Origin of the sequence: Serratia sp. NPDC078593, assembly GCF_050268245.1 — a bacterium.
Classification (GTDB): domain Bacteria; phylum Pseudomonadota; class Gammaproteobacteria; order Enterobacterales; family Enterobacteriaceae; genus JBNNGK01.
The window spans coordinates 166,256-188,993 of the sequence record NZ_JBNNGK010000003.1; the positions used below are offsets into that span (position 1 = coordinate 166,256).

22 protein-coding genes and 1 pseudogene are annotated in these 22,738 nt (G+C 54.7%); 18 read left to right on the forward strand and 5 right to left on the reverse strand.

The window, feature by feature from the left end; all coding sequences use genetic code 11:
• Nucleotides 1-20: 20 nt before the first annotated feature.
• The 3 genes and pseudogenes from flhB (at nt 21) to ACQKDS_RS04905 (ending at nt 3,648) form a co-directional block, all read left to right on the forward strand.
• Nucleotides 21-1,176, forward strand: a pseudogene (gene flhB, locus ACQKDS_RS04895) (flagellar biosynthesis protein FlhB).
• On the forward strand, nt 1,169-3,247 hold the full coding sequence (gene flhA / locus ACQKDS_RS04900; protein WP_399666649.1) for a flagellar biosynthesis protein FlhA: 2,079 nt from the start codon (nt 1,169-1,171) through the stop codon (nt 3,245-3,247). The pseudogene flhB and the gene flhA overlap by 8 nt, the downstream one beginning before the upstream one ends.
• Nucleotides 3,247-3,648, forward strand: coding sequence for a flagellar protein FlhE (locus ACQKDS_RS04905; RefSeq protein ID WP_399666646.1), 402 nt, complete (start codon nt 3,247-3,249; stop codon nt 3,646-3,648). The genes flhA and ACQKDS_RS04905 overlap by 1 nt, the downstream gene beginning before the upstream one ends.
• Nucleotides 3,649-4,212: 564 nt before the next feature.
• On the opposite strand, the gene ACQKDS_RS04910 is transcribed toward ACQKDS_RS04905, so the two are convergent.
• From ACQKDS_RS04910 to flgA, 3 genes are all read right to left on the reverse strand, one after another.
• Nucleotides 4,213-4,647 carry a flagella synthesis protein FlgN gene (locus ACQKDS_RS04910; RefSeq protein ID WP_399666643.1) on the reverse strand — a complete coding sequence of 145 codons (435 nt, stop codon included), beginning with the start codon at nt 4,645-4,647 and terminating at the stop codon, nt 4,213-4,215.
• Between the two features lie 44 nt (nt 4,648-4,691).
• Nucleotides 4,692-5,003, reverse strand: coding sequence for a flagellar biosynthesis anti-sigma factor FlgM (gene flgM / locus ACQKDS_RS04915; RefSeq protein WP_399666640.1), 312 nt, complete (start codon nt 5,001-5,003; stop codon nt 4,692-4,694).
• Nucleotides 5,004-5,224: 221 nt separating this feature from the next.
• Nucleotides 5,225-5,878 (reverse strand): flagellar basal body P-ring formation chaperone FlgA, encoded by a 654-nt coding sequence (gene flgA / locus ACQKDS_RS04920; protein WP_399667086.1) that lies wholly within the window; start codon nt 5,876-5,878, stop codon nt 5,225-5,227.
• A 195-nt stretch (nt 5,879-6,073) separates the two neighbouring features.
• Here flgA and flgB point away from each other — a divergent pair, with 195 nt between their 5' ends.
• From flgB to ACQKDS_RS04995, 15 genes are all read left to right on the forward strand, one after another.
• Nucleotides 6,074-6,487: a flagellar basal body rod protein FlgB gene (flgB, locus tag ACQKDS_RS04925; protein WP_399666638.1), complete on the forward strand. Its 414-nt coding sequence runs from the start codon at nt 6,074-6,076 to the stop codon at nt 6,485-6,487.
• A 5-nt stretch (nt 6,488-6,492) separates the two neighbouring features.
• Nucleotides 6,493-6,897, forward strand: coding sequence for a flagellar basal body rod protein FlgC (gene flgC / locus ACQKDS_RS04930; protein WP_399666635.1), 405 nt, complete (start codon nt 6,493-6,495; stop codon nt 6,895-6,897).
• A gap of 12 nt (nt 6,898-6,909) precedes the next feature.
• Nucleotides 6,910-7,599: a flagellar hook assembly protein FlgD gene (gene flgD, locus ACQKDS_RS04935; protein ID WP_399666632.1), complete on the forward strand. Its 690-nt coding sequence runs from the start codon at nt 6,910-6,912 to the stop codon at nt 7,597-7,599.
• 68 nt (nt 7,600-7,667) lie between these two features.
• Nucleotides 7,668-8,903 (forward strand): flagellar hook protein FlgE, encoded by a 1,236-nt coding sequence (gene flgE, locus ACQKDS_RS04940; protein WP_399666629.1) that lies wholly within the window; start codon nt 7,668-7,670, stop codon nt 8,901-8,903.
• A 19-nt stretch (nt 8,904-8,922) separates the two neighbouring features.
• Nucleotides 8,923-9,678, forward strand: a complete 756-nt coding sequence (locus tag ACQKDS_RS04945) for a flagellar basal body rod protein FlgF (RefSeq protein WP_399666627.1) — start codon at nt 8,923-8,925, stop codon at nt 9,676-9,678.
• A 10-nt stretch (nt 9,679-9,688) separates the two neighbouring features.
• Nucleotides 9,689-10,471, forward strand: coding sequence for a flagellar basal-body rod protein FlgG (gene flgG / locus ACQKDS_RS04950; RefSeq protein ID WP_399666624.1), 783 nt, complete (start codon nt 9,689-9,691; stop codon nt 10,469-10,471).
• Nucleotides 10,472-10,608: 137 nt separating this feature from the next.
• Nucleotides 10,609-11,268: a flagellar basal body L-ring protein FlgH gene (flgH, locus tag ACQKDS_RS04955; RefSeq protein WP_399667083.1), complete on the forward strand. Its 660-nt coding sequence runs from the start codon at nt 10,609-10,611 to the stop codon at nt 11,266-11,268.
• A 10-nt stretch (nt 11,269-11,278) separates the two neighbouring features.
• Nucleotides 11,279-12,379 (forward strand): flagellar basal body P-ring protein FlgI, encoded by a 1,101-nt coding sequence (locus tag ACQKDS_RS04960; RefSeq protein ID WP_399666621.1) that lies wholly within the window; start codon nt 11,279-11,281, stop codon nt 12,377-12,379.
• Nucleotides 12,379-13,347 (forward strand): flagellar assembly peptidoglycan hydrolase FlgJ, encoded by a 969-nt coding sequence (flgJ, locus tag ACQKDS_RS04965; protein ID WP_399666618.1) that lies wholly within the window; start codon nt 12,379-12,381, stop codon nt 13,345-13,347. The genes ACQKDS_RS04960 and flgJ overlap by 1 nt, the downstream gene beginning before the upstream one ends.
• Nucleotides 13,348-14,180: 833 nt before the next feature.
• Nucleotides 14,181-15,830 carry a flagellar hook-associated protein FlgK gene (gene flgK / locus ACQKDS_RS04970; RefSeq protein WP_399666615.1) on the forward strand — a complete coding sequence of 550 codons (1,650 nt, stop codon included), beginning with the start codon at nt 14,181-14,183 and terminating at the stop codon, nt 15,828-15,830.
• Nucleotides 15,831-15,850: 20 nt separating this feature from the next.
• Nucleotides 15,851-16,816 carry a flagellar hook-associated protein FlgL gene (flgL, locus tag ACQKDS_RS04975; RefSeq protein WP_399666612.1) on the forward strand — a complete coding sequence of 322 codons (966 nt, stop codon included), beginning with the start codon at nt 15,851-15,853 and terminating at the stop codon, nt 16,814-16,816.
• Between the two features lie 850 nt (nt 16,817-17,666).
• On the forward strand, nt 17,667-18,731 hold the full coding sequence (locus tag ACQKDS_RS04980) for a LacI family DNA-binding transcriptional regulator (protein ID WP_399666609.1): 1,065 nt from the start codon (nt 17,667-17,669) through the stop codon (nt 18,729-18,731).
• A gap of 283 nt (nt 18,732-19,014) precedes the next feature.
• Nucleotides 19,015-20,322, forward strand: coding sequence for an MFS transporter (locus ACQKDS_RS04985; protein WP_399666606.1), 1,308 nt, complete (start codon nt 19,015-19,017; stop codon nt 20,320-20,322).
• Nucleotides 20,323-20,358: 36 nt separating this feature from the next.
• On the forward strand, nt 20,359-21,123 hold the full coding sequence (locus ACQKDS_RS04990) for an SDR family NAD(P)-dependent oxidoreductase (protein ID WP_399666603.1): 765 nt from the start codon (nt 20,359-20,361) through the stop codon (nt 21,121-21,123).
• Nucleotides 21,124-21,150: 27 nt separating this feature from the next.
• The gene (locus ACQKDS_RS04995) at nt 21,151-21,567 is read left to right on the forward strand and encodes an RbsD/FucU family protein (RefSeq protein WP_399666599.1); all 417 of its coding nucleotides are present in this window, start codon (nt 21,151-21,153) and stop codon (nt 21,565-21,567) included.
• A gap of 61 nt (nt 21,568-21,628) precedes the next feature.
• Here ACQKDS_RS04995 and fliR read toward each other — a convergent pair whose 3' ends face one another.
• Complete coding sequence (gene fliR / locus ACQKDS_RS05000) at nt 21,629-22,411, reverse strand: flagellar biosynthetic protein FliR (RefSeq protein WP_399666596.1); 783 nt, start codon at nt 22,409-22,411, stop codon at nt 21,629-21,631.
• 2 nt (nt 22,412-22,413) lie between these two features.
• Entirely contained in the window at nt 22,414-22,683 is a 270-nt protein-coding gene (gene fliQ / locus ACQKDS_RS05005; protein WP_399666593.1) for a flagellar biosynthesis protein FliQ, read from the reverse strand.
• Nucleotides 22,684-22,738: the final 55 nt, after the last annotated feature.

The following is a 22,738-nucleotide window of genomic DNA, read 5'->3' on the forward strand; positions in this document are numbered from 1 at the left end:
TCCCGGCACAGGTATGCGCAGTGGCTGAAGACAGCGATCTGGAAAAAAGCGAAGCACCCACCCCGCATCGGCTGGAAAAAGCGCGCGAGGACGGCCAGATCCCGCGTTCGCGTGAATTAACGTCGGTGCTGATGTTAATCGCCGGGCTGGCAATCCTGTGGATGGGCGGTAGCAATATGGCGCGCCAGTTGGCACAGATGCTCACCGAAGGGTTGCACTTCGATCACGGCATGGTCAACAACGATAAACAGATGTTGCACCAGCTTGGCATGTTATTGCGCCAAGCCGTGTGGGCGCTGCTACCGGTGATCGCCGGGTTGGTACTGGTGGCGCTGACGGCGCCGATGCTATTGGGCGGTATTCTGTTCAGCGGTAAATCGATCAAGTTTGATGTGAAACGCCTCAATCCTCTTTCCGGTCTTAAGCGTATTTTTTCCAGCCAGGTATTGGCGGAACTGCTGAAAGGCGTATTGAAAGCCCTGCTCGTTGGTTGGGTGACCGGTTTATATCTGTGGCACAACTGGGCGGCGATGTTGCATTTGGTGACACAACAACCGCTTGATGCGTTGGGCAACGCGCTGCAAATGGTAATTTTCTGCGGTTTGCTGGTGGTGCTGGGTCTGGTGCCGATGGTGGCGTTCGACGTGTTTTATCAACTGTGGAGTCACTTCAAAAAGCTGAAGATGACCAAGCAGGACATCCGCGATGAATTTAAACAGCAAGAGGGCGATCCGCACGTTAAAGGCCGCATTCGGCAACAGCAGCAGGCGATTGCCCGCCGCCGGATGATGGCCGATGTACCAAAAGCCGATGTGATTGTCACTAACCCGACGCATTACGCGGTGGCATTACAGTACAACGACAAAAAGATGAGCGCGCCGAAAGTGCTGGCTAAAGGCGCTGGCGATATTGCGTTACGCATTCGAGAATTGGCCGCAGAACATCGTATTCCTATGCTGGAGGCACCGCCGTTGGCGCGTGCGCTGTATCGTCACAGTGAAATTGGGCAACACATTCATTCCTACCACCCTGTATGCCGCCGTGGCCGAAGTGTTGGCCTGGGTCTATCAGCTGCGTCGTTGGCAGCGGGAAGGCGGGCTGATTCCGAAAAAACCTGAACGTTTACCGGTGCCGGAAGCACTGGATTTTGCTGGAGAAAGTAACGCTAATGGCTAATTTGGCCTCCCTGCTTCGTTTGCCGGGTAATTTTAAAGATACACAATGGCAGGTATTGGCCGGGCCAATCCTGATTCTGATGATTTTGTCGATGATGGTGTTACCGTTACCGGCATTCATCCTCGATTTACTGTTTACCTTCAATATTGCCTTGTCGATCATGGTGTTGTTAGTTGCGATGTTCACCCAGCGTACGCTGGAGTTCGCCGCTTTCCCGACCATTCTGCTGTTTTCCACGCTACTGCGTTTGTCGCTGAACGTGGCCTCGACGCGCATCATCCTGATGGAAGGGCACACCGGCTCCGCAGCGGCAGGGCGGGTAGTGGAAGCCTTCGGCCACTTCTTGGTGGGCGGTAACTTCGCCATCGGTATCGTGGTGTTTATTATTCTGGTACTGATCAACTTTATGGTGATCACCAAAGGGGCGGGGCGTATCGCTGAGGTGGGTGCGCGCTTCGTGCTGGATGGCATGCCGGGCAAGCAGATGGCGATAGACGCCGATCTTAACGCCGGTTTGATTGGCGAAGACGACGCGAAAAAGCGGCGTGCGGAAGTCACCCAGGAAGCGGACTTTTACGGTTCCATGGACGGTGCCAGTAAGTTCGTGCGGGGCGATGCGGTAGCCGGCCTGATGATCATGGTGATCAACGTGGTCGGCGGGCTGTTGGTGGGCATGATCCAGCATGGTATGTCGCTAGGCAGCGCGGCGGAAAGTTACACTTTGCTTACCATTGGTGATGGGCTGGTGGCACAAATCCCCGCGTTGGTGATTTCCACGGCGGCTGGGGTCATCGTGACGCGGGTGGCGACCGACCAGGATGTGGGTGAACAGATGGTTGGCCAACTGTTCAATAATCCACGGGTGATGATGCTCAGTGCGGGCGTATTGGGCTTGCTGGGGTTGGTGCCCGGTATGCCCAATTTGGTGTTCCTGTTGTTTACCGTTGCGCTCTTGGCGCTAGCTTGGTGGTTACGTGGCCGTGAACAGCAACCCGCCAAAGTGCCGGAAGTACCGGTCGCGCAGGACAATCCGCAGGCGGTGGAGGCCAGTTGGTCTGATGTCCAGTTGGAAGATCCGCTCGGTATGGAAGTTGGCTACCGCTTGATTCCGATGGTCGATTTCCAGCAGGACGGGGAACTGTTGGGGCGAATTCGCAGTATACGTAAAAAGTTTGCGCAAGAAATGGGGTATCTGCCACCGGTGGTACACATTCGCGATAATCTCGAATTACCGCCAGCCAGTTACCGCATTTTGATGAAAGGGGTAGAAATCGGCAGCGGTGAGGCGCATCCGGGGCGCTGGCTGGCGATTAACCCTGGCAATGCAGCCGGAACGCTAAGCGGTGAGAAAACGGTCGATCCGGCGTTTGGATTAGAGGCGGTATGGATCGACAGCGCGCTGCGTGAGCAGGCACAAATCCAAGGGTTTACCGTGGTCGAGGCCAGCACCGTAGTGGCGACGCATTTGAATCATTTGATTGGTCAGTTCGCCAGCGAATTGTTTGGCCGTCAGGAGGCCCAACAGTTGTTGGATCGCGTCTCGCAAGACATGCCGAAGTTGACCGAAGATTTCGTGCCCGGCGTGGTGTCGCTGACCACGCTGCATAAAGTGTTGCAAAATCTGCTGGCAGAACGGGTATCAATCCGTGATATGCGCACCATCATTGAGACGCTGGCGGAACATGCGCCTAACCAAAGCGATCCATACGAATTGACCACCGTGGTGCGCGTGGCGCTGGGGCGGGCGATAACGCAACAATGGTTCCCGGGCCACGGTGAAATTCAGGTTATTGGGCTGGATACCCAGCTTGAACGCTTGCTGCTTCAGGCCTTGCAAGGCGGTGGCGGTCTGGAACCTGGGTTGGCGGATCGCTTACTGGATCAGGCACGCGCTGCGCTGCAACGCCAGGAAATGCTCAGTGCGCCGCCGGTGCTGTTAGTGAATCACGCGCTGCGCGCGCTGTTGGCACGCTTCCTACGCCGCAGTTTGCCGCAAATGGTGGTGCTGTCGAATCTGGAAATTAACGATGAGCGGCAAATCCGTATGACGGCCACCATAGGGGGCGAGTGATGAACCGTTTCCTGCCGTTGTTATGGCTGGTGGCCGCCTCGGCGCAGGCGGTATCCGGTTCATGGGTGGCTGATGATGTGGGGGTATCTTTGGGGCAGGGCTGGGTGCGGTTAGCGTCGCCGTCGTTACGCCCACCAAATGCGTTGCCGGATGCTAACGCACGCATTACCAGCATCAGTTGGCGCTATCAGCTTGCCTCAACGGCACCCGCGGGATTACAGGTGCAATTGTGCATGCCGAACCGCTGTATTACGCTCGACGGCGGCAGTGGCCGCAGTGATGCATTACAGGGGGAGTTGGCGAACAGCGAGTTTCGTTTTGTTTATGCTATTAATACGCGCGGAACGGTGTTTCCGCCGTTGAGGGTATTGAGCAATCAGGTGATTGTTAATTATCAATAGTGCAGCGCTGCCGGATTCACGCCGCCTAAGGCTAGGGCAAGGCGGTTCATCCCTCGGTTTGAACCGCTTGACGTCCGGCCTCAATCGGTAGGCGATGCAGATGGGCGCAGCATGCTACGCCCCTACTTGTTGGCGCGGCAAGGGTTTTGCCGTGCTGGCAACGGGCGATTAAATCAAATCTGCCAAAGTAAGGGCAAGGTGGTTCATCCCTCGGGTTAAACCGCTTGACGTCCGGCCTCAATCGGTAGGCGATGCAGATGGGCGCAGCATGCTACGCCCCTACTTGTTGGGCGCGGCAAGGGTTTTGCCGTGCTGGCAACGGGCGATTAAATCAAATCTGCCAAAGTAAGGGCAAGGCGGTTCATCCCTCGGGTTGAACCGCTTGACGTCCGGCCTCAATCGGTAGGCGATTCAGATGGGCGCAGCATGCTACGCTCCTACTTATTGGGTAATGACGGCTTGAGCTTAGCTGGGTTGATACGTTGGAAACAGCGTCACGCTGCGTGAGGTGCGAACAGCTAGCCCGTAAAGAGTGGCTGATTGAAACCGGGGGATAGTCGCGGCTTAAACCCCGATTTTCCGCCCCAGCAGGCTGCCAGCACGCGATTGACCATCAGGGCCATAAAGCGTTTTATTGTGTTTATTCAGCACAGACAGGGCGTTCGTGTTGTGATCGAGATGCTGATTGAGCAGCAAACCGTTGTGCTGATTTTTTTCGCGCAGACGCTGGCTGAGTTGTTGCACCTGTTGCCAGCGGGCTGCCAGCGCTGGGATGGCGTCATAGGGAGCGCGAATCCCGAGTGCGTGTTCCCGCTCAGTCCGTTGTTGTTCCAGATAATTTACCGTCGCCAGCAATTGGCTTTTGTTATCGGTGACGCGCTGCAACGCAACCCCCGGCAACGACCCGGCGCACAGCAAGTTATGTTCTTCTGTGAGCACGATATCCAGTGCATTCAACGTTTCCAGTAGCATATCTAAGCGCTGTGCCAGGTTTTCCATTTCTGTTGTTCACCTTTCAAATCACGTGCCGCGTTGGGTATCGATCAGTCGCGGCTTGAAGTCCATCGGCTGTCGTCTTGCATATCTTGCAGTAATGCATCGGCAATTTTGCCCGAGTCCATTTTCAAATCACCGCTGCGGATCGCGTGCTTGATGGCCTCTACCCGTTCCATATCAATGTCTTGGGAGCCAGGCTGCATCAGCCGCGCCTGCGCATCGCTCAGCTTAACCTGCGTGCCGCTGACGGCGTTGTCTTGCCGATCGTTTTTTTGCAGCTTGAGATTATTCTCCGCCGTAGTTTCACGTGGGTGTACCGCCGGAACGGGTTGCAACCGTTGAGTGCGTTCGATACTCATGTTTCCTCTCCATCACCACCACCGCATATTGGCGGCTTGCCCAGGAAGGCGTTAAATAGGTTTTATACCTTTCATATTTCACGTTGCTTGGATGTTGCTGTCTGGCTTCACCCTGGTCACATAGTGGACTATGCTGCCAAGGACTCATTCAGTAGCCGCCTGCAAGCAACTTGAATCATCTTGGATATAGTATCGGCCAGCGTTGGCAAACCTTTACTTTTTTATAACGTAATGTGGACGGTGCCATCGTCAGCGGCGGTACCGTTGACGATTTTACCCGAAGCCATGCGCACCCGGGCAGCATCATCAGCGGCGGCGTTGTTCATTGCCTTACCGCTTCCGCTCACCGTAAAACCGCCCCCTTGCGTGATCACCTGCACCGACTGCCCGGCCTTAATCACCCAAGCACGTCGTAACATCGTCAACATCATCGGTTGTCCGGGGCTAATATTACGCAAACTGACCGCCCCCAAGGCTCTGCGGCCGTCAACCAATACGCGCGGCGGCAAGGTATCTAAACGGCCGGTTTTACGCTTTATGTCGGCTGATGTCAGCGTGCTACCTGCACGGATGCTGCGTGCTGACACCCAATAGTCGCCAGTCACCTGCACCTGCGCCTGAATAAAGTGGCGTTGTTGCCCGCAGCGCGCCGAAATACTGATGTTACCCCAGCGGCGGGCGTTACTCGCCAGCGTCAACTGTGGCAATGCGCAGGCGGGCCACTGTGCTGCTGGTGTGCGCACCAAGACGTTTACCTGTACCGGGCTGTCGAGGAACTGATCCTTGATGAAGTGTTCGACCTGCGTGGCAAAATCTTCGGCGCGGGCGCTCAGGCTCAGTAAGAGCGCCATCAGCATCAACGTATTGACTTTCATCCCGTCCTCTTCAAATTTCACCCTCACAGCGCTGATCGGCCCAGCCGTCACGTCCATCATCACGGGCACCAGTGTACTCGGAGTGTGCACAGGTTAAGCAGACAAATAGCGCTGCATTTTGCCCTTATTCTGACGATCGGCTAGCAATAGGGGCGTTTAAGCTGTCGGCTCCAAATTCTAACCTCGTGAGGGAGCATGCTCGACAAACTGGACGCTGCTCTGCGTTTTGGTCAAGAGGCGCTGAACCTGCGCGCCCAGCGGCAGGAAATCTTGGCGGGCAATATTGCCAACGCAGACACCCCGGGCTATCAGGCGCGGGACATTGATTTCGCCAGTCAATTGAACAAGGTGATGGCGCAAGGGCGCGCCAGCGGCAGCGGCGTGGCGCTAAGTTTGACCTCAGCGCGACACATTCCGGCGCAGAAAGTGCAGCCGCCGCAGTTGGATTTATTGTTCCGGGTACCGGATCAGCCTTCGATAGATGGCAATACGGTCGATATGGATCGTGAGCGTACCAATTTCGCCGATAACAGCTTGAAATATCAGACCGATTTGACGCTGCTTAACGGCCAGATCAAAGGAATGATGTCCGTATTACAACAAGGATAAGGCGTATGTCTTTACTTAATATTTTTGATATTTCAGGTTCCGCGCTGTCGGCGCAATCACAACGCCTGAACGTCAGCGCCAGCAACATGGCTAATGCGGACAGCGTCACCGGGCCGGACGGGCAGCCGTATCGTGCCAAACAGGTGGTGTTTGAAGTGGCCGCTGCGCCCGGGCAAGCCACCGGCGGCGTGCGCGTCGCGCAGGTTGTCGACGATCCGGCACCGGCACGGTTGGTATTTCAGCCGGGTAACCCGCTGGCCGATGCCAAAGGCTACGTGCGCATGCCGAATGTTGATGTGGTGGGGGAAATGGTGAATACCATCTCTGCCTCACGCAGCTATCAGGCCAATGTTGAAGTCCTCAACACCACCAAATCCATGATGATGAAAACCCTGACGCTGGGTCAATAACCGGAGCTTCCCATGGGCATTGCCGCAACCACCAATGAACCACTGGACAACACCGTCGCGGGCGTTAACGCCAAAAGCGGTGTCGGTGGCAACACCAGCCAAGATCTGCATAACAGTTTCCTGACGCTGCTGGTGGCGCAACTCAAAAACCAAGATCCCACCAATCCGATGCAGAACAATGAACTGACCTCGCAGCTCGCACAGATCAACACCGTGAGCGGCATCGAAAAACTGAACACTACACTGGGATCAATATCGGGTCAGATCAATAACAACCAGTCCTTACAGGCCACCGCGCTGATCGGCCATGGCGTGATGGTGCCGGGCAAAGACATTTTGGTCGGGAGCAAAGACGGTAACGTCAGCACCACACCGTTTGGCGTGGAACTCCAACGTGCGGCCGACAGCGTGACCGCCACCATCAGCGATGCTACGGGTAAAGTGGTCCGCACCATTGAGATCGGCGGCCTGACGGCTGGGGTGCATTCATTTACCTGGGACGGCACGTTAGAAGACGGCACCAACGCCCCGGACGGCGCTTATACCGTGGCGGTGAATGCTAAAAGCAATGGCGAACAGTTGGTGGTAAATCCACTGCGTTTTGCCATCGTCAACGGCGTCACCCGTAACGGTGACGGCGCGAAACTGGATCTTGGCTTGGCGGGCAGCGCGTCATTGGAAGATGTGCGACAGATTCTATAACAACGCCACGCCGTCATGTCAGCTTCGGCTATTTCAATTCATTTATTTGCTTTTTTTGGAGACTACACATGGCCTTTTCTCAGGCAGTTAGCGGTTTAAATGCCGCCGCCACTAATCTGGACGTTATCGGCAATAACATTGCCAACTCCGCGACCGCCGGTTTCAAGTCCGGCAGCGTTTCCTTTGCCGATATGTTTGCCGGTTCACAGGTGGGGCTGGGCGTTAAGGTAGCCGGTATTACGCAGAACTTTAACGGCGGCACCACCACCAGCACCAATCGGGCGCTGGATGTGGCGATTACCGAAAATGGCTTCTTCCGCATGCAGGACAGCGATGGCGGCATTTTCTACAGCCGTAACGGCCAGTTTAAACTGGATGAGAACCGTAATCTGGTCAATATGCAGGGATTGAACCTGACTGGCTACCCGGCCACCGGCACGCCGCCGACCATTCAACAAGGGGCCGATCCGGTGCCGTTGAGCATCCCGGAAGGCATGATGAACGCGAAAGCGACCACTTCAGGCAGCATGGTCACTAACCTGAAATCGACCCACAACGTACCGGCTAATGCGACATTCGATCCGAACAAATCGGATTCTTATAACTACGTTAACACCATTACTACCTACGATTCGCTGGGTAATGCGCATAACATCAATGCCTACTTTGTGAAAACCGCCGACAACAAATGGGATGTCTACACCCAAGATGGCAGCGTGACGGGCGCACCCGCCGCCAAAGCGGGCAGCCTGAACTTCAATGAAAGCGGTACGCTGACTGAAACGCTGGATGCGACCGGCGCGGCGACCGCTGATTTCAACCTGACGATCCCGATGTCGGCCAAAGACGGTGCGCCGGCGCAAACCTTCGCCCTCAGCTTTGCCGGGAGTATGCAGCAGAACGTCGGCAGCGACTCGGTCAGCAAAGTAGGCCAGGATGGCTATACCGCCGGCGAATACAACAACTTCCAGATTGAAAAAGATGGCACCGTGGTGGGGATTTACTCCAACCAGCAAAAACAGGTCTTGGGGCAAATCGTATTAGCCAACTTCTCTAACCCTGAGGGGCTGCAATCGAAAGGCGACAACGTCTGGCAGGAAACTGGCGCATCGGGCCAGGCACGCGTGGGTGTCGCAGGCGGTGGCGGTTTTGGCAACCTGACCAGCGGCGCGTTGGAAGCGTCTAACGTCGATCTCAGCCAAGAATTGGTCAACATGATTGTTGCACAGCGTAACTATCAGTCGAATGCCCAGACCATCAAAACGCAGGATTCTATTCTGCAAACGCTGGTTAGCCTGCGTTAATCGCCGTAAGGGATAGCAAATGGACCACGCGATTTATACCGCCATGGGTGCGGCGCGCCAGACGTTGGACCAGCAAGCGATTACCGCGAATAACTTGGCTAATGTCTCGACGCCGGGGTTTCGCGCGCAGTTGGCGGCACTGCGAGCGGTACCGGTTGACGGCCCCAGCCTGCCAACGCGGACGCTGGTTACGGCCTCGACCCCAGGTGCCGATATGAGCCAAGGTGCGCTGAACTACACCGCCCGCCCGTTGGATGTGGCATTACAACAAGATGGTTTTCTGGCGTTACAGCAGCCGGATGGCAGTGAAGCCTATAGCCGCAACGGCAATATTCAGATCTCCGCCACCGGGCAGTTGACGGTGCAGGGATTACCACTGCTGGGTGACGGTGGTCCGATTGAGGTGCCACCGCAGGCTGAAATTACGATTGCCGCTGACGGCACCATCTCGGCGCTCAACCCGGGCGATCCCCCCAACACCATCGCGCAAATTGGTCGACTGAAACTGGTCAAGGCGGCGGGCAGCGAAGTGATGCGCGGTGACGACGGTTTGTTTCATCTGACACCGGAAACCCAGCAACAGCGGGGTAACCAACTGCCGAACGATCCGCTGGTACGGGTGATGCCGGGGGTGATTGAGGGCAGCAACGTTAAGCCGATGGAAACCATGGTGGACATGATTGCCAACGCCCGACGTTTTGAAATGCAGATGAAAGTCATTCACAGCGTGGATGAAAACGAACAACGAGCCAATTCATTGTTATCAATGAGCTAAGGAAAACCCCATGATCCCCTCATTATGGATTGCGAAAACCGGTCTGGACGCGCAACAGACCAACATGGACGTGATCGCCAACAACCTGGCGAACGTCAGTACCAACGGGTTTAAACGCCAACGTGCGGTATTTGAAGACTTACTGTATCAAACCATGCGCCAGCCGGGTGCCCAGTCCTCTGAACAAACGACGTTGCCGTCGGGTTTACAGATCGGCACCGGCGTGCGGCCTGTGGCCACTGAGCGTCTGCACAGCCAGGGTAACCTCTCGCAGACCAACAACAGCAAAGACGTCGCCATCAAAGGGCAGGGCTATTTTCAGGTGATGTTGCCGGACGGCAGCCAGGCATACACCCGTGATGGTTCATTCCAGATCGATCAGAATGGCCAACTGGTGACGGCCAGCGGCTTCCAGGTACAACCGGCCATCACCATTCCGGCTAATGCGCTGAGTATTACCGTGGGGCGCGACGGCATCGTCAGCGTCACGCAACAGGGGCAGACGGCGGCGCAACAGGTTGGGCAACTGACGCTCACCACCTTTATCAATGACAGCGGTCTGGAAAGCGTGGGTGAGAACCTGTATCAGGAAACCCAAAGCTCAGGGGCACCGAATGAGAGCACGCCGGGCTTGAATGGCGCGGGGCTGTTATATCAAGGCTATGTTGAGACCTCCAACGTGAACGTCGCGGAGGAACTGGTCAACATGATCCAGGTGCAGCGTGCCTATGAAATTAACAGCAAGGCGGTATCGACTTCCGACCAAATGCTGCAAAAACTGACGCAACTGTAAGCGACGCAGGCGCTGATGGCGCCGGGGCGTAGCCTGCTACGCCCGTTGTCACCCCCTCGTAAACAAAGGCGATATTTGTGGTCACCACATTTTTGGCGGCGAACCTGCCGCAGCAAGGAAAACGCGCGCTGGCTGCGATGCTGATGCTCACCCTCGGCGGCTGTGCCTATATTCCCCATAAACCGTTGGTTGAAGGCACCACCTCCGCCCAGCCTGCGCCCGCGAGCGCACCGATGCCGAATGGCGCGATTTTTCAAACGGTGCAACCGATGAATTACGGCTATCAGCCGCTGTTTGAAGATCGCCGTCCGCGCAACATCGGTGACACCTTGACCATCGTGCTGCAAGAAAACGTCAGTGCCAGCAAAAGTTCATCTGCCAACGCCAGCCGTAACGGTAGCAGCAAGTTTGGCGTGGCAACCGCACCGCGCTACCTCGATGGCCTGTTCGGTAACGCGCGCGCTGATATGGAAATGTCCGGTGACAGCAGCTTTGGTGGCAAAGGCGGGGCGAATGCCAATAACACCTTCAACGGCACCATTACCGTTACCGTCAATCAGCTATTGGCTAACGGTAACCTGCATGTCGTCGGGGAAAAACAAATCGCCATTAACCAAGGCACCGAATTTATCCGCTTCTCGGGCGTAGTGAACCCGCGCACCATCAGCGGCAATAACTCGGTGACCTCAACCCAAGTGGCAGACGCACGTATTGAATATGTCGGCAACGGCTACATCAATGAAGCGCAGACCATGGGTTGGTTACAACGCTTTTTCTTAAATATCTCACCGTTCTAAGGATTGACTGATGCTGAAAACTTTACTGATTGCGCTGGCGATGACGGCAGTCAGCTTGCCGGCGGCGGCGGAACGCATCCGCGACCTGGTGACGGTGCAAGGGGTGCGTGATAACGCGCTGATCGGCTACGGGCTGGTGGTGGGGTTGGACGGTTCCGGCGATCAGACCATGCAAACGCCATTCACCACCCAGAGCCTGAGCAATATGCTGTCGCAACTGGGGATCACCGTACCGCCGGGCACCAACATGCAGTTAAAAAATGTGGCTGCGGTGATGGTGACCGCCAAACTGCCGCCGTTCGCGCGCGCCGGGCAGAATATTGATGTGGTGGTGTCGTCAATGGGCAACGCCAAAAGCCTGCGCGGCGGTACGCTGTTAATGACACCGCTGAAAGGGGTGGATAACCAAGTGTATGCGCTGGCGCAAGGTAATGTGCTGGTCGGCGGCGCCGGTGCGGCGGCGGGGGGCAGTAGTGTGCAGGTCAATCAACTGAACGGTGGACGTATCAGCAACGGGGCGGTGATCGAGCGTGAATTGCCCACCACCTTTGGTCAAGGCAATGAGATCAACCTGCAACTGAATGATGACGATTTCACGCTGGCGCAAAAGATCAGTGATGCCATCAACCGCCAGCGCGGGTCGGGCACCGCGACGCCGCTTGATGCGCGCACCATCAATGTGTTGGTGCCCGCGGGCAACAGTTCCCAGGTACGTTTTCTGGCTGAGATTCAAAATATCAACGTCAACGTGGGCGTGATGGATGCCAAGGTGATCATTAATTCGCGGACCGGATCGGTGGTCATGAACCGTAATGTGGTGCTGGATTCTTGTGCGGTAGCGCAAGGTAATCTATCGGTGGTGGTCGATCGCCAAAATACCGTCAGTCAGCCTGATACGCCGTTCGGCGGCGGGCAGACGGTAGTGACGCCTAACACACAGATTTCGTTGCAACAGCAGGGCGGTTCGCTGCAAAAAGTGAATGCCAGTGCCAATCTGAACAATGTGATCCGCGCATTGAACGCGCTGGGTGCGACACCGAACGATCTGATGTCGATTCTGCAGGCCATGCAGAGTGCCGGGTGCTTGCGCGCCAAGTTGGAAATTATCTGATGAACCGCGATGTGATGAGTTTATCCGGCGCGGCGTATGACGCTCAGGCGCTGAACGGGCTGAAAACGGCCGCGGCGGCCGATCCGCACGGCAATGTGAAACAGGTGGCGCAGCAGGTGGAAGGGATGTTCGTACAGATGATGCTGAAAAGCATGCGTGCTGCCCTGCCGCAGGGGGGGGCATTCAGCAGCGATCAGACCCGCTTATACACCTCGCTGTACGATCAGCAAATCGCCCAGCAGATGTCGCAGAAAGGGTTAGGTTTGGCCGACATGATGGTCAAGCAATTGAGCCATACGGTGGCCAGACCCAGTGAAACGGCTGGCACCGTGCCGATGGCGTTGGAGGACTTTTCGCCTACCGCGTTGACGTTCAATAAGGACAGATTGCCAGCGTTGGCGAATCAGGCGTTAGAGCAGAGGGTACGACGTGCGATGCCACAACCGCCGCCTACGTCGTTGCCGTTGAATAACGGTAACTTTGTGGCCCGTTTGTCGATGCCAACGCGGCTCGCCAGCCAACAAAGTGGCATTCCTCATCAGCTTATTATGGCGCAGGCGGCACTGGAGTCGGGTTGGGGGCAGCGCGAGATCCCGACTGCCGAAGGTGCCCCGAGTTATAACCTGTTTGGCATTAAGGCGGGCAGCAACTGGAATGGCCCGGTGACGGAAATCACCACCACCGAGTTCGAACAGGGCGCGGCGAAGAAAATCAAAGCGCGTTTTCGGGTGTATGGTTCTTATGTGGAGGCGATCGCGGATTACGTCAAATTACTGACCAATAACCCGCGTTATGCCAACGTGGCCAGCGCCCGCAGCCCAGAGCAGGCCGCGCATGCGTTGCAACAGGCAGGTTATGCCACCGATCCACAGTATGCCAAGAAACTGATCGGTGTGATCCAACAAATCAAAAATGCGGGTGAGCAGCTAGCAAAAGCCTATACCCACGATTTGAAAGACTTATTCTGATACCTCGCGGGCACGACAGGGTGATGTTCATCGGTCGGGCTATGCCGCGCCCGATGCTGTCAGGCAGGGAGATACCCGTAGTGGCCGGGCACGCCCGGCCTTCGGTACGCCCAGCCAGAATGATATCCACCGGGCGCGGCGTGCCACGCCCCTACGCTGTCAGGCAGGGAGATACCCTGTAGTGGCCGGTCACGCCCGGCCTTCGGCATGCCCAGCTTGGGGCACGGCCGATCAGAATGATATCCACCGGGCGCGGCATGCCACGCCCCTACGGAATCAGGCAAGGTGATACCCCGTAGTGGCCGGGCATGCCCGGCCTTCGGTACGCCCGGCCTTCGGTACGCCCAGCCAGAATGATATCCACCGGGCGCGGCGTGCCACGCCCCTACGGAATCAGGCAAGGTGATACCCCGTAGTGGCCGGGCACGCCCGGCCTTCGGTACGCCCAGCCAGAATGATATCCACCGGGCGCGGCATGCCACGCCCCTACGGAATCAGGCAAGGTGATACCCCGGTAGTGGCCGGGCACGCCCGGCCTTCGGCACGCCCAGCCAGAATGATATCCACCGGGCGCGGCGTGCCACGCCCCTACGGAATCAGGCAAGGTGATAACCCGTAGTGGCCGGGCACGCCCGGCCTTCGGCATGCCACGCCCTGCGATGCCGGACTGGTGTGGTGCGGTCGAACACCCTGCGGCCATAACGAATAACCCGAAATCAATTTTCCCTCAAGTTTTGTGCTTTTGGGTCGATAACCCAGTCAGGCTGAGCGGAGATGTTCAGCAGAATGATGAAACTCTGTGGGCCACCGGCACCGCAGCACAAGGAACCTCTATGTCCAATAGTTTAATCAATACCGCGATGAGTGGTCTGAATGCGGCGCAGGTGGCACTCAGCACCGTCAGTAACAATATCTCCAATTACAACGTTGCCGGTTACAACCGTCAAACGGCGATCCTGGCGCAAAATGGCGGCATGGGCACGATGTCTGGTTTTATCGGTAATGGTGTCACCGTAACTAGCGTTAACCGCGAATATAATCAATTCATTACCAATCAATTACGCGGCGCACAAAGTCAGGCTGGCGCGCACAATGCTTATTATGAAAAAGTGTCGCAAATCGACAATCTATTGGCGGATAAAACCAATACCTTGTCGACCAGCATGCAAGATTTTTTCAGCAACCTGCAAAATCTGGTCAGTAACGCCGGGGATGACGCCTCACGTAACACCGTGTTGGGTAAAGCTAACGGCTTAGTGAACCAGTTTAACAACACCGATAAATATCTGCGCGATATGGAAAGTGGTGTGAACCAGCAGTTGAGCGACAGTGCGGTACAAATCAATAACTACAGCCAGCAAATCGCCAAACTGAACGACGATATTACCCGCCTGCGTGGCAGCGGGGGAGGCGAACCTAATGCCTTATTAGATCAGCGCGATCAATTAGTTACAGAGCTCAATCAGATTGTCGGCGTACAGGTGACACAGCAAGACGGTGATGCTTACACCGTCTCTTTTGCCAACGGTTTGACGCTGGTGCAGGGCAACAATGCGTATCAGGTGGAGGCCGTACCGTCCAGCCAAGATCCGTCGCGTCTTACCTTGGGCTATAACCGTGGCAACGGTGCCAGTGAAATCCCGGAAGGGCAAATCACCAGCGGCAGCGTCAGCGGTGTATTGAAATTCCGCAGCGAATCACTGGACAGCGCACGTAACCAGTTGGGTCAGATCGCTTTGGCAATTGCGGATAATTTCAACCAACAGCACCGTGACGGGTTTGACATTAACGGTGAGGCGGGCGGCGATTTCTTCAGCTTTAGCGGTGGGCGAGTGGTCGATAACACCCGCAACACCGGCGATGCCACCTTGAGCGTTTCCTACACCGATACCGGCAAAGTGAAAGCCAGCGATTACCGGGTGGAGTTTGACGGCAGCAACTGGCAGGTCACCCGCCTGTCGGATAACACCAAAGTCACGGCGACGGCGGGTACGGATGCCGCAGGTAAACCTACGCTGGAGTTTGAGGGCTTGCAGGTCAGCATTGACGGCAACGCACAAAAAAATGACAGCTTCACGGTCAAGCCGGTCAGCGACGTTGCGGGTAGCTTGAAGGTTGCGATCTCAGACGCAGGGAAAATTGCCGCCGCCGGCAGTGAAGATGGCGGGCGTGGTGATAACGACAACGCGAAAAAATTGCTCGATCTACAAACCCAAAAACTGGTCGACGGCAAAGCAACCTTGACCGGCGCGTATGCCAGCCTGGTCAGTAATGTTGGCAATCAGACCGCTACCGCGAAAGGCAACAGCACCGCGCAGAATAATATCGTTAAACAGCTGACCGTTCAGCAGCAGTCGATTTCTGGCGTTAATCTGGATGAAGAATACGGTGAACTGCTGCGTTTTCAGCAGTATTACATGGCCAATGCACAGGTTATTCAGACTGCCAGTTCGCTGTTCGACGCGATACTGTCCATCCGCTGAGACGATAAGGAGCCCACACCATGCGTATGAGCACCAGCATGATGTACCAACAAAATATGAACGGCCTTACTGATAATCAGTCGTTGTGGATGAAATCGGCACAACAGCTATCCAGCGGGAAAAAAGTGCTGACCCCGTCGGACGATCCGTTAGCGGCTTCGCAGGCGATTATGGTTTCACAGGCGCAGGCGGAAAACAGTCAATATGCGTTGGCGCGTACCTTTGCCCGCCAGAGCGTCTCGATGGAAGAAACTGTGTTATCTAACGTCACCAGCGGCATCAAGGATATGAAAGCCCTGATCGTTAATGCCGGTGACGGCACGCTGAGTGATAACGACCGCGAATCGTTGGCGACCCAGTTACAAGGCATGAAAGATCAATTGCTGAGTCAGGCTAATAGCACCGACGGTAATGGTCGTTATATGTTTGCCGGTTTTAAAAACGATCGGCCGCCGTTTGAACAACAAGCCGACGGTTCGGTGAGTTATCAGGGCGGTTCGCAGCCGATTGAGCAGAAGGTCGACTCAAACCGTACCATGACCGTCGGCCATACCGGTGATGCGATCTTTATGTCGCTGACCAGCAATCCGAAACCCGAGCCAGACGGCAGCACCCCGGTTGCCAACGTGTTCGACAGCATTGATATGGCGTTGGATGCGTTGAAAACGCCATTACAGGGGGCCGATGATGCCACGCGCGAACAGGTAACGGCAGCGTTAGATAAAGCGAATCGAGGTTTGGATAACTCATACAATAACGTGTTGAGCGTGCGTGCAGAGTTAGGCACCCAGTTGCAGGAAATGGACACGCTAGATGCCATTGGCAAAGACCGTGATATGACCAATCAGGCGCAGTTGAGCGCATTGGTGGACGTTGACGTGGTTGAGGCGATTTCATCTTACTTTATGCAACAGGCGGCGCTGCAGGCGTCTTACAAAACTTTTAGCGATATGCAGGGGATGTCGCTGTTTCAAATGAATCGTTAATCGATGTTCTATCCTGTCGTGCCAGCACGACAGGCTCCTTTTGGTGTACTGAGAGGACGCTGTCGGCGAGCCAGCCGTACAGGGAATGCTCTAACCGGGTACACTCTTTGGCTCGTCACTCTTTCTTCCACTAAGGTTTTGAGTGACGGGCATTTTTTATATCCCCAATAAATGATTCTGGCTTACCCGATACGGCTAAGCATGATGCCCACCGGGCGCGGCGTGCCATGCCCCTACGGTGTCAGGTAAGGTGATAACCTGTTGCGGCCGGGCAGGGTGTTAATCCGTAATGGCCGCGCATGCCCGGCCAGAATGATGCCCACCGGGCGCGGCGTGCCACGCCCCTACGGAGTCAGGCAGGTGATAACCTATTGCGGCCGGGCGGGGTGTTCCCCGTAGTGGCCGCGCATGCCCGGCCAGAATGATGCCCATCGGGCGCGGCGTGCCACGCCCCTACGGTGTCAGGCAAGGTGATAACCTGATGCGGCCGGGCATGCCCGGCCAGAATGATGCCCATTGGGCGCGGCGTGCCACGCCCCTACGGCGTTAGGCAAGGTGATAACCTGTTGCGGCTGGGCAAGGTGTTAATCCGTAGTGGCCGGGCATGCCCGGCCTGGGTGGCGCACATGCCCGCCTATTCGTCTACTAAACATCCCCACAAAACCCTTATGTTTAGTAAACACAGCAACCCCGGCTTGATGATTTTCACAAAACCGCCATTAGGCTGGTCTGGTGATGTCGCAGAAGCTTGCTTACCCCCATTTTCCCTTATAAATTGCTCGATATTGACACGGTCGAACGGCATAAAAAGGTCGCGCGGTGATTCATCGGCAACATGAGGATGAGTAACATGGCAAATATTCGCGACGTTGCGCAATTAGCGGGGGTCTCGATTAGCAGCGTTTCGAATGTGCTGAATAATCGAATTCATCAGATGAGCAATGACACCCGAATTCGTATCGAGCAGGCCATACGCGAACTCAATTATCATCCTGTTCGTGCAAACCGGACCTCAGAAAAAACAAAATCGGAAAGAGAGCGCATCATTGGGCTATTGGTGCCATCTATTGTTAATCCGAGTTTTGCGGCTCTGGCTAATGAGGTGGAGCTATCTGCCAAGCAATACCGCTATCGCGTGTTGCTGAGTTCCACCCATCGTCAAGACGATGAAGAACGTGCATTCATTGCCGATATGTTCTCGCATGACGTTCGCGGCATTATCGTGGCAGCCAGCGATGTGAGAAAGACCCATTTTGTGGCGGCGGCAGAACGCGGCATGATGATCGTCAGTTACGACAATCGGTTGTCAGAACGGATTAACGCAGAAGCGGCGTTGTTCGACAGTGTGTCGATGGATAACGTCGAAGCGGGCAGGCTGGCCGCACAACATCTGGTTGATCGCGGTTGTCAGCATATTGTCTTTGTTACTGAGTCATCCTTGACGCTAAGCCGCAGCCATAAAATTGACGGCTTTCTTACGGTACTTAGGAACCATCGGTTGTTAGGGCGGCAACCGATCATCGAAGGTCAGGCCAGCAGTGAGTATGGTGATAGCGAAATGATTGAACTTGGGCTGGCGCTGGCCACGACAGTGCTGGCGATGACTCCGCGCCCTGATGGCATCGTGGCGATCAATGATGCGCTTGGCATGGGGTTACTGCTTGGGTTGCGTACCGCAGGTGTTGATGTGCCTAAAGATGTGTCCGTTGTTGGTATCGATAATATCTCGATGGGGGCGCTGGCCAGGCCGAGTCTGACGTCGGTTATGCCGCCATTGGCAGAAATGGCACAACTGATGGTCGAGCGCCTGATTAAACGGATGGATGATGCCACGTTAAAACCTGAAGAGTATCTCTTTCCGCCGTCGTTAGTATGTCGCCAGTCGGTCAGGGCGGAGCATATCGAGCAAGAGTGATAGTGAATCCTCCGTGCGGTGTTACCGTGCCAGCGCGCAAAGGAATCTCTGAATAATAACAAACCACAGTACTGTTTTAACCGGCTTAATAGGTTGTAGCGCAGGATATTCATTACGTCATTCGTATTGATAAAATACGATGAATTAATCCTGCCATCGATTAATAGATAATAATAGTTTCAAGTTCCGATCTTTAGTTGATTAACCAACATCCCTGATGTCTGGGCGGGCTATCACGTTTTTTTGTGGCCTGATATTATTAATGATAATTAAGTGGTCAATAATGAAAAATAGAACAGTGCAAGATATTGAGCGCAGTGCGATTAAGAAGCTCACGATAAACATCGTGCCTATTATGATTCTTCTGTATTTTCTGGCGTTTCTCGATCGTAATAATATGGCTTACGCGGCGATGGCGCTAGAAGACAGTTTGGGATTAACTGCATCGGCATTTGGTTTTGCGTCCGGGATATTTTTCATCGGTTACTTTATGTTTGAAGTGCCGAGTAATGCGGGCACCATCAAGTTTGGCCCCCGGCTGTGGTTTGCCCGCATACTTATTTCATGGGGGATCTTCGCAACCCTGCTTGGCTTTGTCAGAACACCGATGGAATTATACATTTGCCGCTTTATGTTAGGGGTTTGTGAAGCCGGCTTTTTCCCCTCTGTAGTGTATTACTTTACGGTGTTTTTCCCAGAGAAGTATCGCACAAAAATATTGGGGTTGTTTATTATCGTACAACCGCTATCTAACGCCATTGGTTCACCTATTTCTGGCTTAATATTAGATATACAGGACGGATGGTTTGGTTTAGAGGCCTGGCAACTGCTGTTTATTATTGAAGGGATCCCGCCGATTATTATCGGCTTGTTTATTCCTTTTATTATTAAAAATTCGCCCAAAGATGTGCACTATCTGGATGTCGAAGAAAAAGCCTGGCTAATGAGCAGTACCGAACGGACAAAGTCCGGCTCTAAAATAACCCTAGCGGATTTTTTTAGCGGGATAAAAAACAGAAAATATCTCCTCTATGCACTGCTTAATTTCGGCATGGTCTGCGGTATTTATGGTTTTGGTATGTGGTTGCCTTCTATTCTTACCTCAATTTCGGGTGATGATATCTTCAAGGTAAGCCTGCTGGCCTTGATCCCTTACGGATTGGCAGCGTTGTTAATTTATCCCTGGAGTGTTTGGGCCAGCAAAACCAAAAAAATAGCGCTGTTTGCGGGGATCAGCATGGCCGTTGCGGCGGTGGGATTAGCCGGGGCGGTGATCTTCTTTCACTATAACCTGTTTGTTGCCGTTTCTTTTTTATGTATTGCGTCGATAGGTATTTATACCGCGGTGCCGCCGTTTTTATCAATGCCCGCCAATATTTCAGCCGGCGCGTCGGCGGCGGCGGGATTGGCGGTGGTGAGTTGCATCGGCAATGTTGGCGGATTTGTCGCCCCTTATGCCGTCGGGTTGCTTAAGGATCTCAGCGGTAGCGATATTCCGGGGCTTATCTTTTTGTCTTTATGTTTACTGATAACCGGGGTGATCTGCATTTTTTATTGTGCCAAACAGCGAGAAGGCATCATCAACGCCTAATGGCGTTACGTTAACAATCATTTTAGAGGCATAAATATGGGCAATCTTACGGGTAAAAAAGTTTTCATTACCGGCGCAGAGCAGGGGATCGGTAAAACCACGGCGGAATATCTGATTAAAGCCGGCTGCGATATTTATATCCACTATTTTAGCGGTGAAGAGGGCCCCAAAACGTTAGTGAGTCAGGCGCAGGCATTGGGGCAAAGAGCGGCGTACGGTTATGCCGATCTGACGCAGGCCGCAGACGCCGAGCAGTGCGTGGCGGCGGCTGGCGAATTTTTAGGGGGGATTGATATTCTGATTAATAACGTCGGGGGAATTATCGCCCGGAAATGGTTAGGGGAGATCGACAGCCAATTCTGGCAGACGGTCATCGACGTGAATATGACCACCATGTTGAACGTGACGCAGAGTGCATTGCCGTGGTTAAAATCGGCACCGAACGGCGCCAGTATTGTTAATTTGGCCTCGCTGGCCGGCCGGTCTGGCGGCCATTCGGGATCACTCGCTTACTCGACAACCAAAGGCGCGGTGCTAACCTGGACACGCTCATTGGCGGCAGAGTTGGGGTCTTGTGGCATTAGGGTGAATGCGGTGGCGCCGGGGTTGATCCTCGGGACACGTTTTCACAACCAACACACCACCAAAGCCTCCGCTGAGGAAACCATTCATGGCATTCCATTGGGCAGGGCGGGCACTCCCGATGATGTTGCACGCGTTATCACCTTCCTGGCGGCAGAATATGATGGTTTTGTCAGTGGGGCGACTATTGATGTGAATGGCGGCATTTACCGTATGTAATCTGCCGGCATGGCTAGGGAGTACCGTATGATAAAATCTGATATTACCCACCCGGAGCTGTTAAGCGCATTGGCGAAGTGCGGGCATAAAACGCAACTGTTAATTGCCGACAGCAATTATTCTTTTGTCACCCATGCGCCACGCAACGCGGTGCGGATTTATTTGAATTTCGCGCCAGGTATGTTGGCTGCACCCTGCATATTACAAAAGTTGTTATTGTGCATTAATGTGGAGAGCGCGACATTAATGTGTTCTCCCGATGATTTTCACAACGGTATTGAACAGGAATATCAAAAACTGTTGCCGGAAACATGTGCAGTGCATCATTTACCGCGTGAAGCGTTCTATGCGCAGGTGAAATCAGACAGTACGTTACTGGTTATCGCATCCGGTGAACAGCGGCGTTACGCCAATTTATTGTTGACGGTGGGAACGGTCGGTTAATCTGAGCAGGCCAATCACATCCCGAACGGCATGCAATAATGATGAGCGGCGGTACCGCGTTTTAGCGCGTCATACCGCTCATCACATCGGCTAACCGATTAAAGACCTCGCCGAACAGATGTTCGCAGAACGGCGCCAGCATGGGCATCATCATGCCAAGCGTCAGAATGCCGACGGTCATGGTCACCGGGAAGCCGATAACAAACACCGACAGTTGCGGCGTAACGCGGTTGAGCAAGCCTAACGACAGGTTAAGCGTTAATAACAGACAAATCAGTGGCAGTGCCAACATCAATCCGTTGATAAAAATCAGCGATCCGGCCTGGGTCAAAGCTAAAAAGCCATTGCCGTTTAGCGGTTGTGTCTGGATTGGCAGGGTGTGGAAGCTGTCAGCCAACAGCGAAATCAGCCACAGATGGCCATCAAACGCCAGGAACAGTAACATCGCCAGCAAGTTCAGTAAGCGAGCCAGCACCGGCATGTTTGGCCCACCGGACGGATCAAAAAAAGTGGCGAACGACAGACCCATCTGCATACCGATCACTTCTCCAGCGGTGCGCACGGCGGCAAAGGCGAACTGCATGGTTAACCCCAGCGCGACGCCAATCAAAATTTGCTGGATGGCCAGCCACAAACCGCTGACGGAGAAAATAGCCACCGTGTTGGCTGGCAGGGTGGGGGCGATCAGCAGAACGATTAAGCCACTGAGGCCAATATTCACCTTTTTACTGATTTGTTTTTCGCTAAATACCGGCGCGGTCGCCATCAAGGCCAAGACGCGCAGCAACGGCCAAAAATAGTGGCTGAGCCAAACGCTGATTTGTCCGCTGTCGAAGGTGAGCATGGTTAGCCAATCAGGTTGGGCAGGTTGCTGAATAACATGCGCATGTAATCCAGCAGCAGATTGAGCATCCACGGCCCGGCGATCACGATAGTCGCGAATACCGCCAGAATTTTGGGGATGAACGACAGCGTCATTTCGTTAATCTGCGTGGCGGCCTGCAGCAAACTGACCACCAAACCGCTGATCAAGGCGGCCAATAACAGCGGTGCGGCCAGCGCCAGCGCGACCTTCATCGCTTCGACGCCGAGCGCCATGACGGATTCAGGTGTCATCGGGTTTCCTCATTAGCCTTGCGGTTCGGGAAGATTGCGCCGCACGGTGCCATTA

What these genes read in the sequence shown, in the direction of transcription:
- flhA (WP_399666649.1), top strand. Translation starts at nt 1,169, where the DNA reads ATGGCTAATTTGGCCTCCCTGCTTCGTTTGCCGGGTAATTTTAAAGAT.
- ACQKDS_RS04905 (WP_399666646.1), top strand. Translation starts at nt 3,247, where the DNA reads ATGAACCGTTTCCTGCCGTTGTTATGGCTGGTGGCCGCCTCGGCGCAG.
- ACQKDS_RS04910 (WP_399666643.1), bottom strand. Translation starts at nt 4,647, where the DNA reads ATGGAAAACCTGGCACAGCGCTTAGATATGCTACTGGAAACGTTGAAT.
- flgM (WP_399666640.1), bottom strand. Translation starts at nt 5,003, where the DNA reads ATGAGTATCGAACGCACTCAACGGTTGCAACCCGTTCCGGCGGTACAC.
- flgA (WP_399667086.1), bottom strand. Translation starts at nt 5,878, where the DNA reads ATGAAAGTCAATACGTTGATGCTGATGGCGCTCTTACTGAGCCTGAGC.
- flgB (WP_399666638.1), top strand. Translation starts at nt 6,074, where the DNA reads ATGCTCGACAAACTGGACGCTGCTCTGCGTTTTGGTCAAGAGGCGCTG.
- flgC (WP_399666635.1), top strand. Translation starts at nt 6,493, where the DNA reads ATGTCTTTACTTAATATTTTTGATATTTCAGGTTCCGCGCTGTCGGCG.
- flgD (WP_399666632.1), top strand. Translation starts at nt 6,910, where the DNA reads ATGGGCATTGCCGCAACCACCAATGAACCACTGGACAACACCGTCGCG.
- flgE (WP_399666629.1), top strand. Translation starts at nt 7,668, where the DNA reads ATGGCCTTTTCTCAGGCAGTTAGCGGTTTAAATGCCGCCGCCACTAAT.
- ACQKDS_RS04945 (WP_399666627.1), top strand. Translation starts at nt 8,923, where the DNA reads ATGGACCACGCGATTTATACCGCCATGGGTGCGGCGCGCCAGACGTTG.
- flgG (WP_399666624.1), top strand. Translation starts at nt 9,689, where the DNA reads ATGATCCCCTCATTATGGATTGCGAAAACCGGTCTGGACGCGCAACAG.
- flgH (WP_399667083.1), top strand. Translation starts at nt 10,609, where the DNA reads ATGCTGATGCTCACCCTCGGCGGCTGTGCCTATATTCCCCATAAACCG.
- ACQKDS_RS04960 (WP_399666621.1), top strand. Translation starts at nt 11,279, where the DNA reads ATGCTGAAAACTTTACTGATTGCGCTGGCGATGACGGCAGTCAGCTTG.
- flgJ (WP_399666618.1), top strand. Translation starts at nt 12,379, where the DNA reads ATGAACCGCGATGTGATGAGTTTATCCGGCGCGGCGTATGACGCTCAG.
- flgK (WP_399666615.1), top strand. Translation starts at nt 14,181, where the DNA reads ATGTCCAATAGTTTAATCAATACCGCGATGAGTGGTCTGAATGCGGCG.
- flgL (WP_399666612.1), top strand. Translation starts at nt 15,851, where the DNA reads ATGCGTATGAGCACCAGCATGATGTACCAACAAAATATGAACGGCCTT.
- ACQKDS_RS04980 (WP_399666609.1), top strand. Translation starts at nt 17,667, where the DNA reads ATGGCAAATATTCGCGACGTTGCGCAATTAGCGGGGGTCTCGATTAGC.
- ACQKDS_RS04985 (WP_399666606.1), top strand. Translation starts at nt 19,015, where the DNA reads ATGAAAAATAGAACAGTGCAAGATATTGAGCGCAGTGCGATTAAGAAG.
- ACQKDS_RS04990 (WP_399666603.1), top strand. Translation starts at nt 20,359, where the DNA reads ATGGGCAATCTTACGGGTAAAAAAGTTTTCATTACCGGCGCAGAGCAG.
- ACQKDS_RS04995 (WP_399666599.1), top strand. Translation starts at nt 21,151, where the DNA reads ATGATAAAATCTGATATTACCCACCCGGAGCTGTTAAGCGCATTGGCG.
- fliR (WP_399666596.1), bottom strand. Translation starts at nt 22,411, where the DNA reads ATGCTCACCTTCGACAGCGGACAAATCAGCGTTTGGCTCAGCCACTAT.
- fliQ (WP_399666593.1), bottom strand. Translation starts at nt 22,683, where the DNA reads ATGACACCTGAATCCGTCATGGCGCTCGGCGTCGAAGCGATGAAGGTC.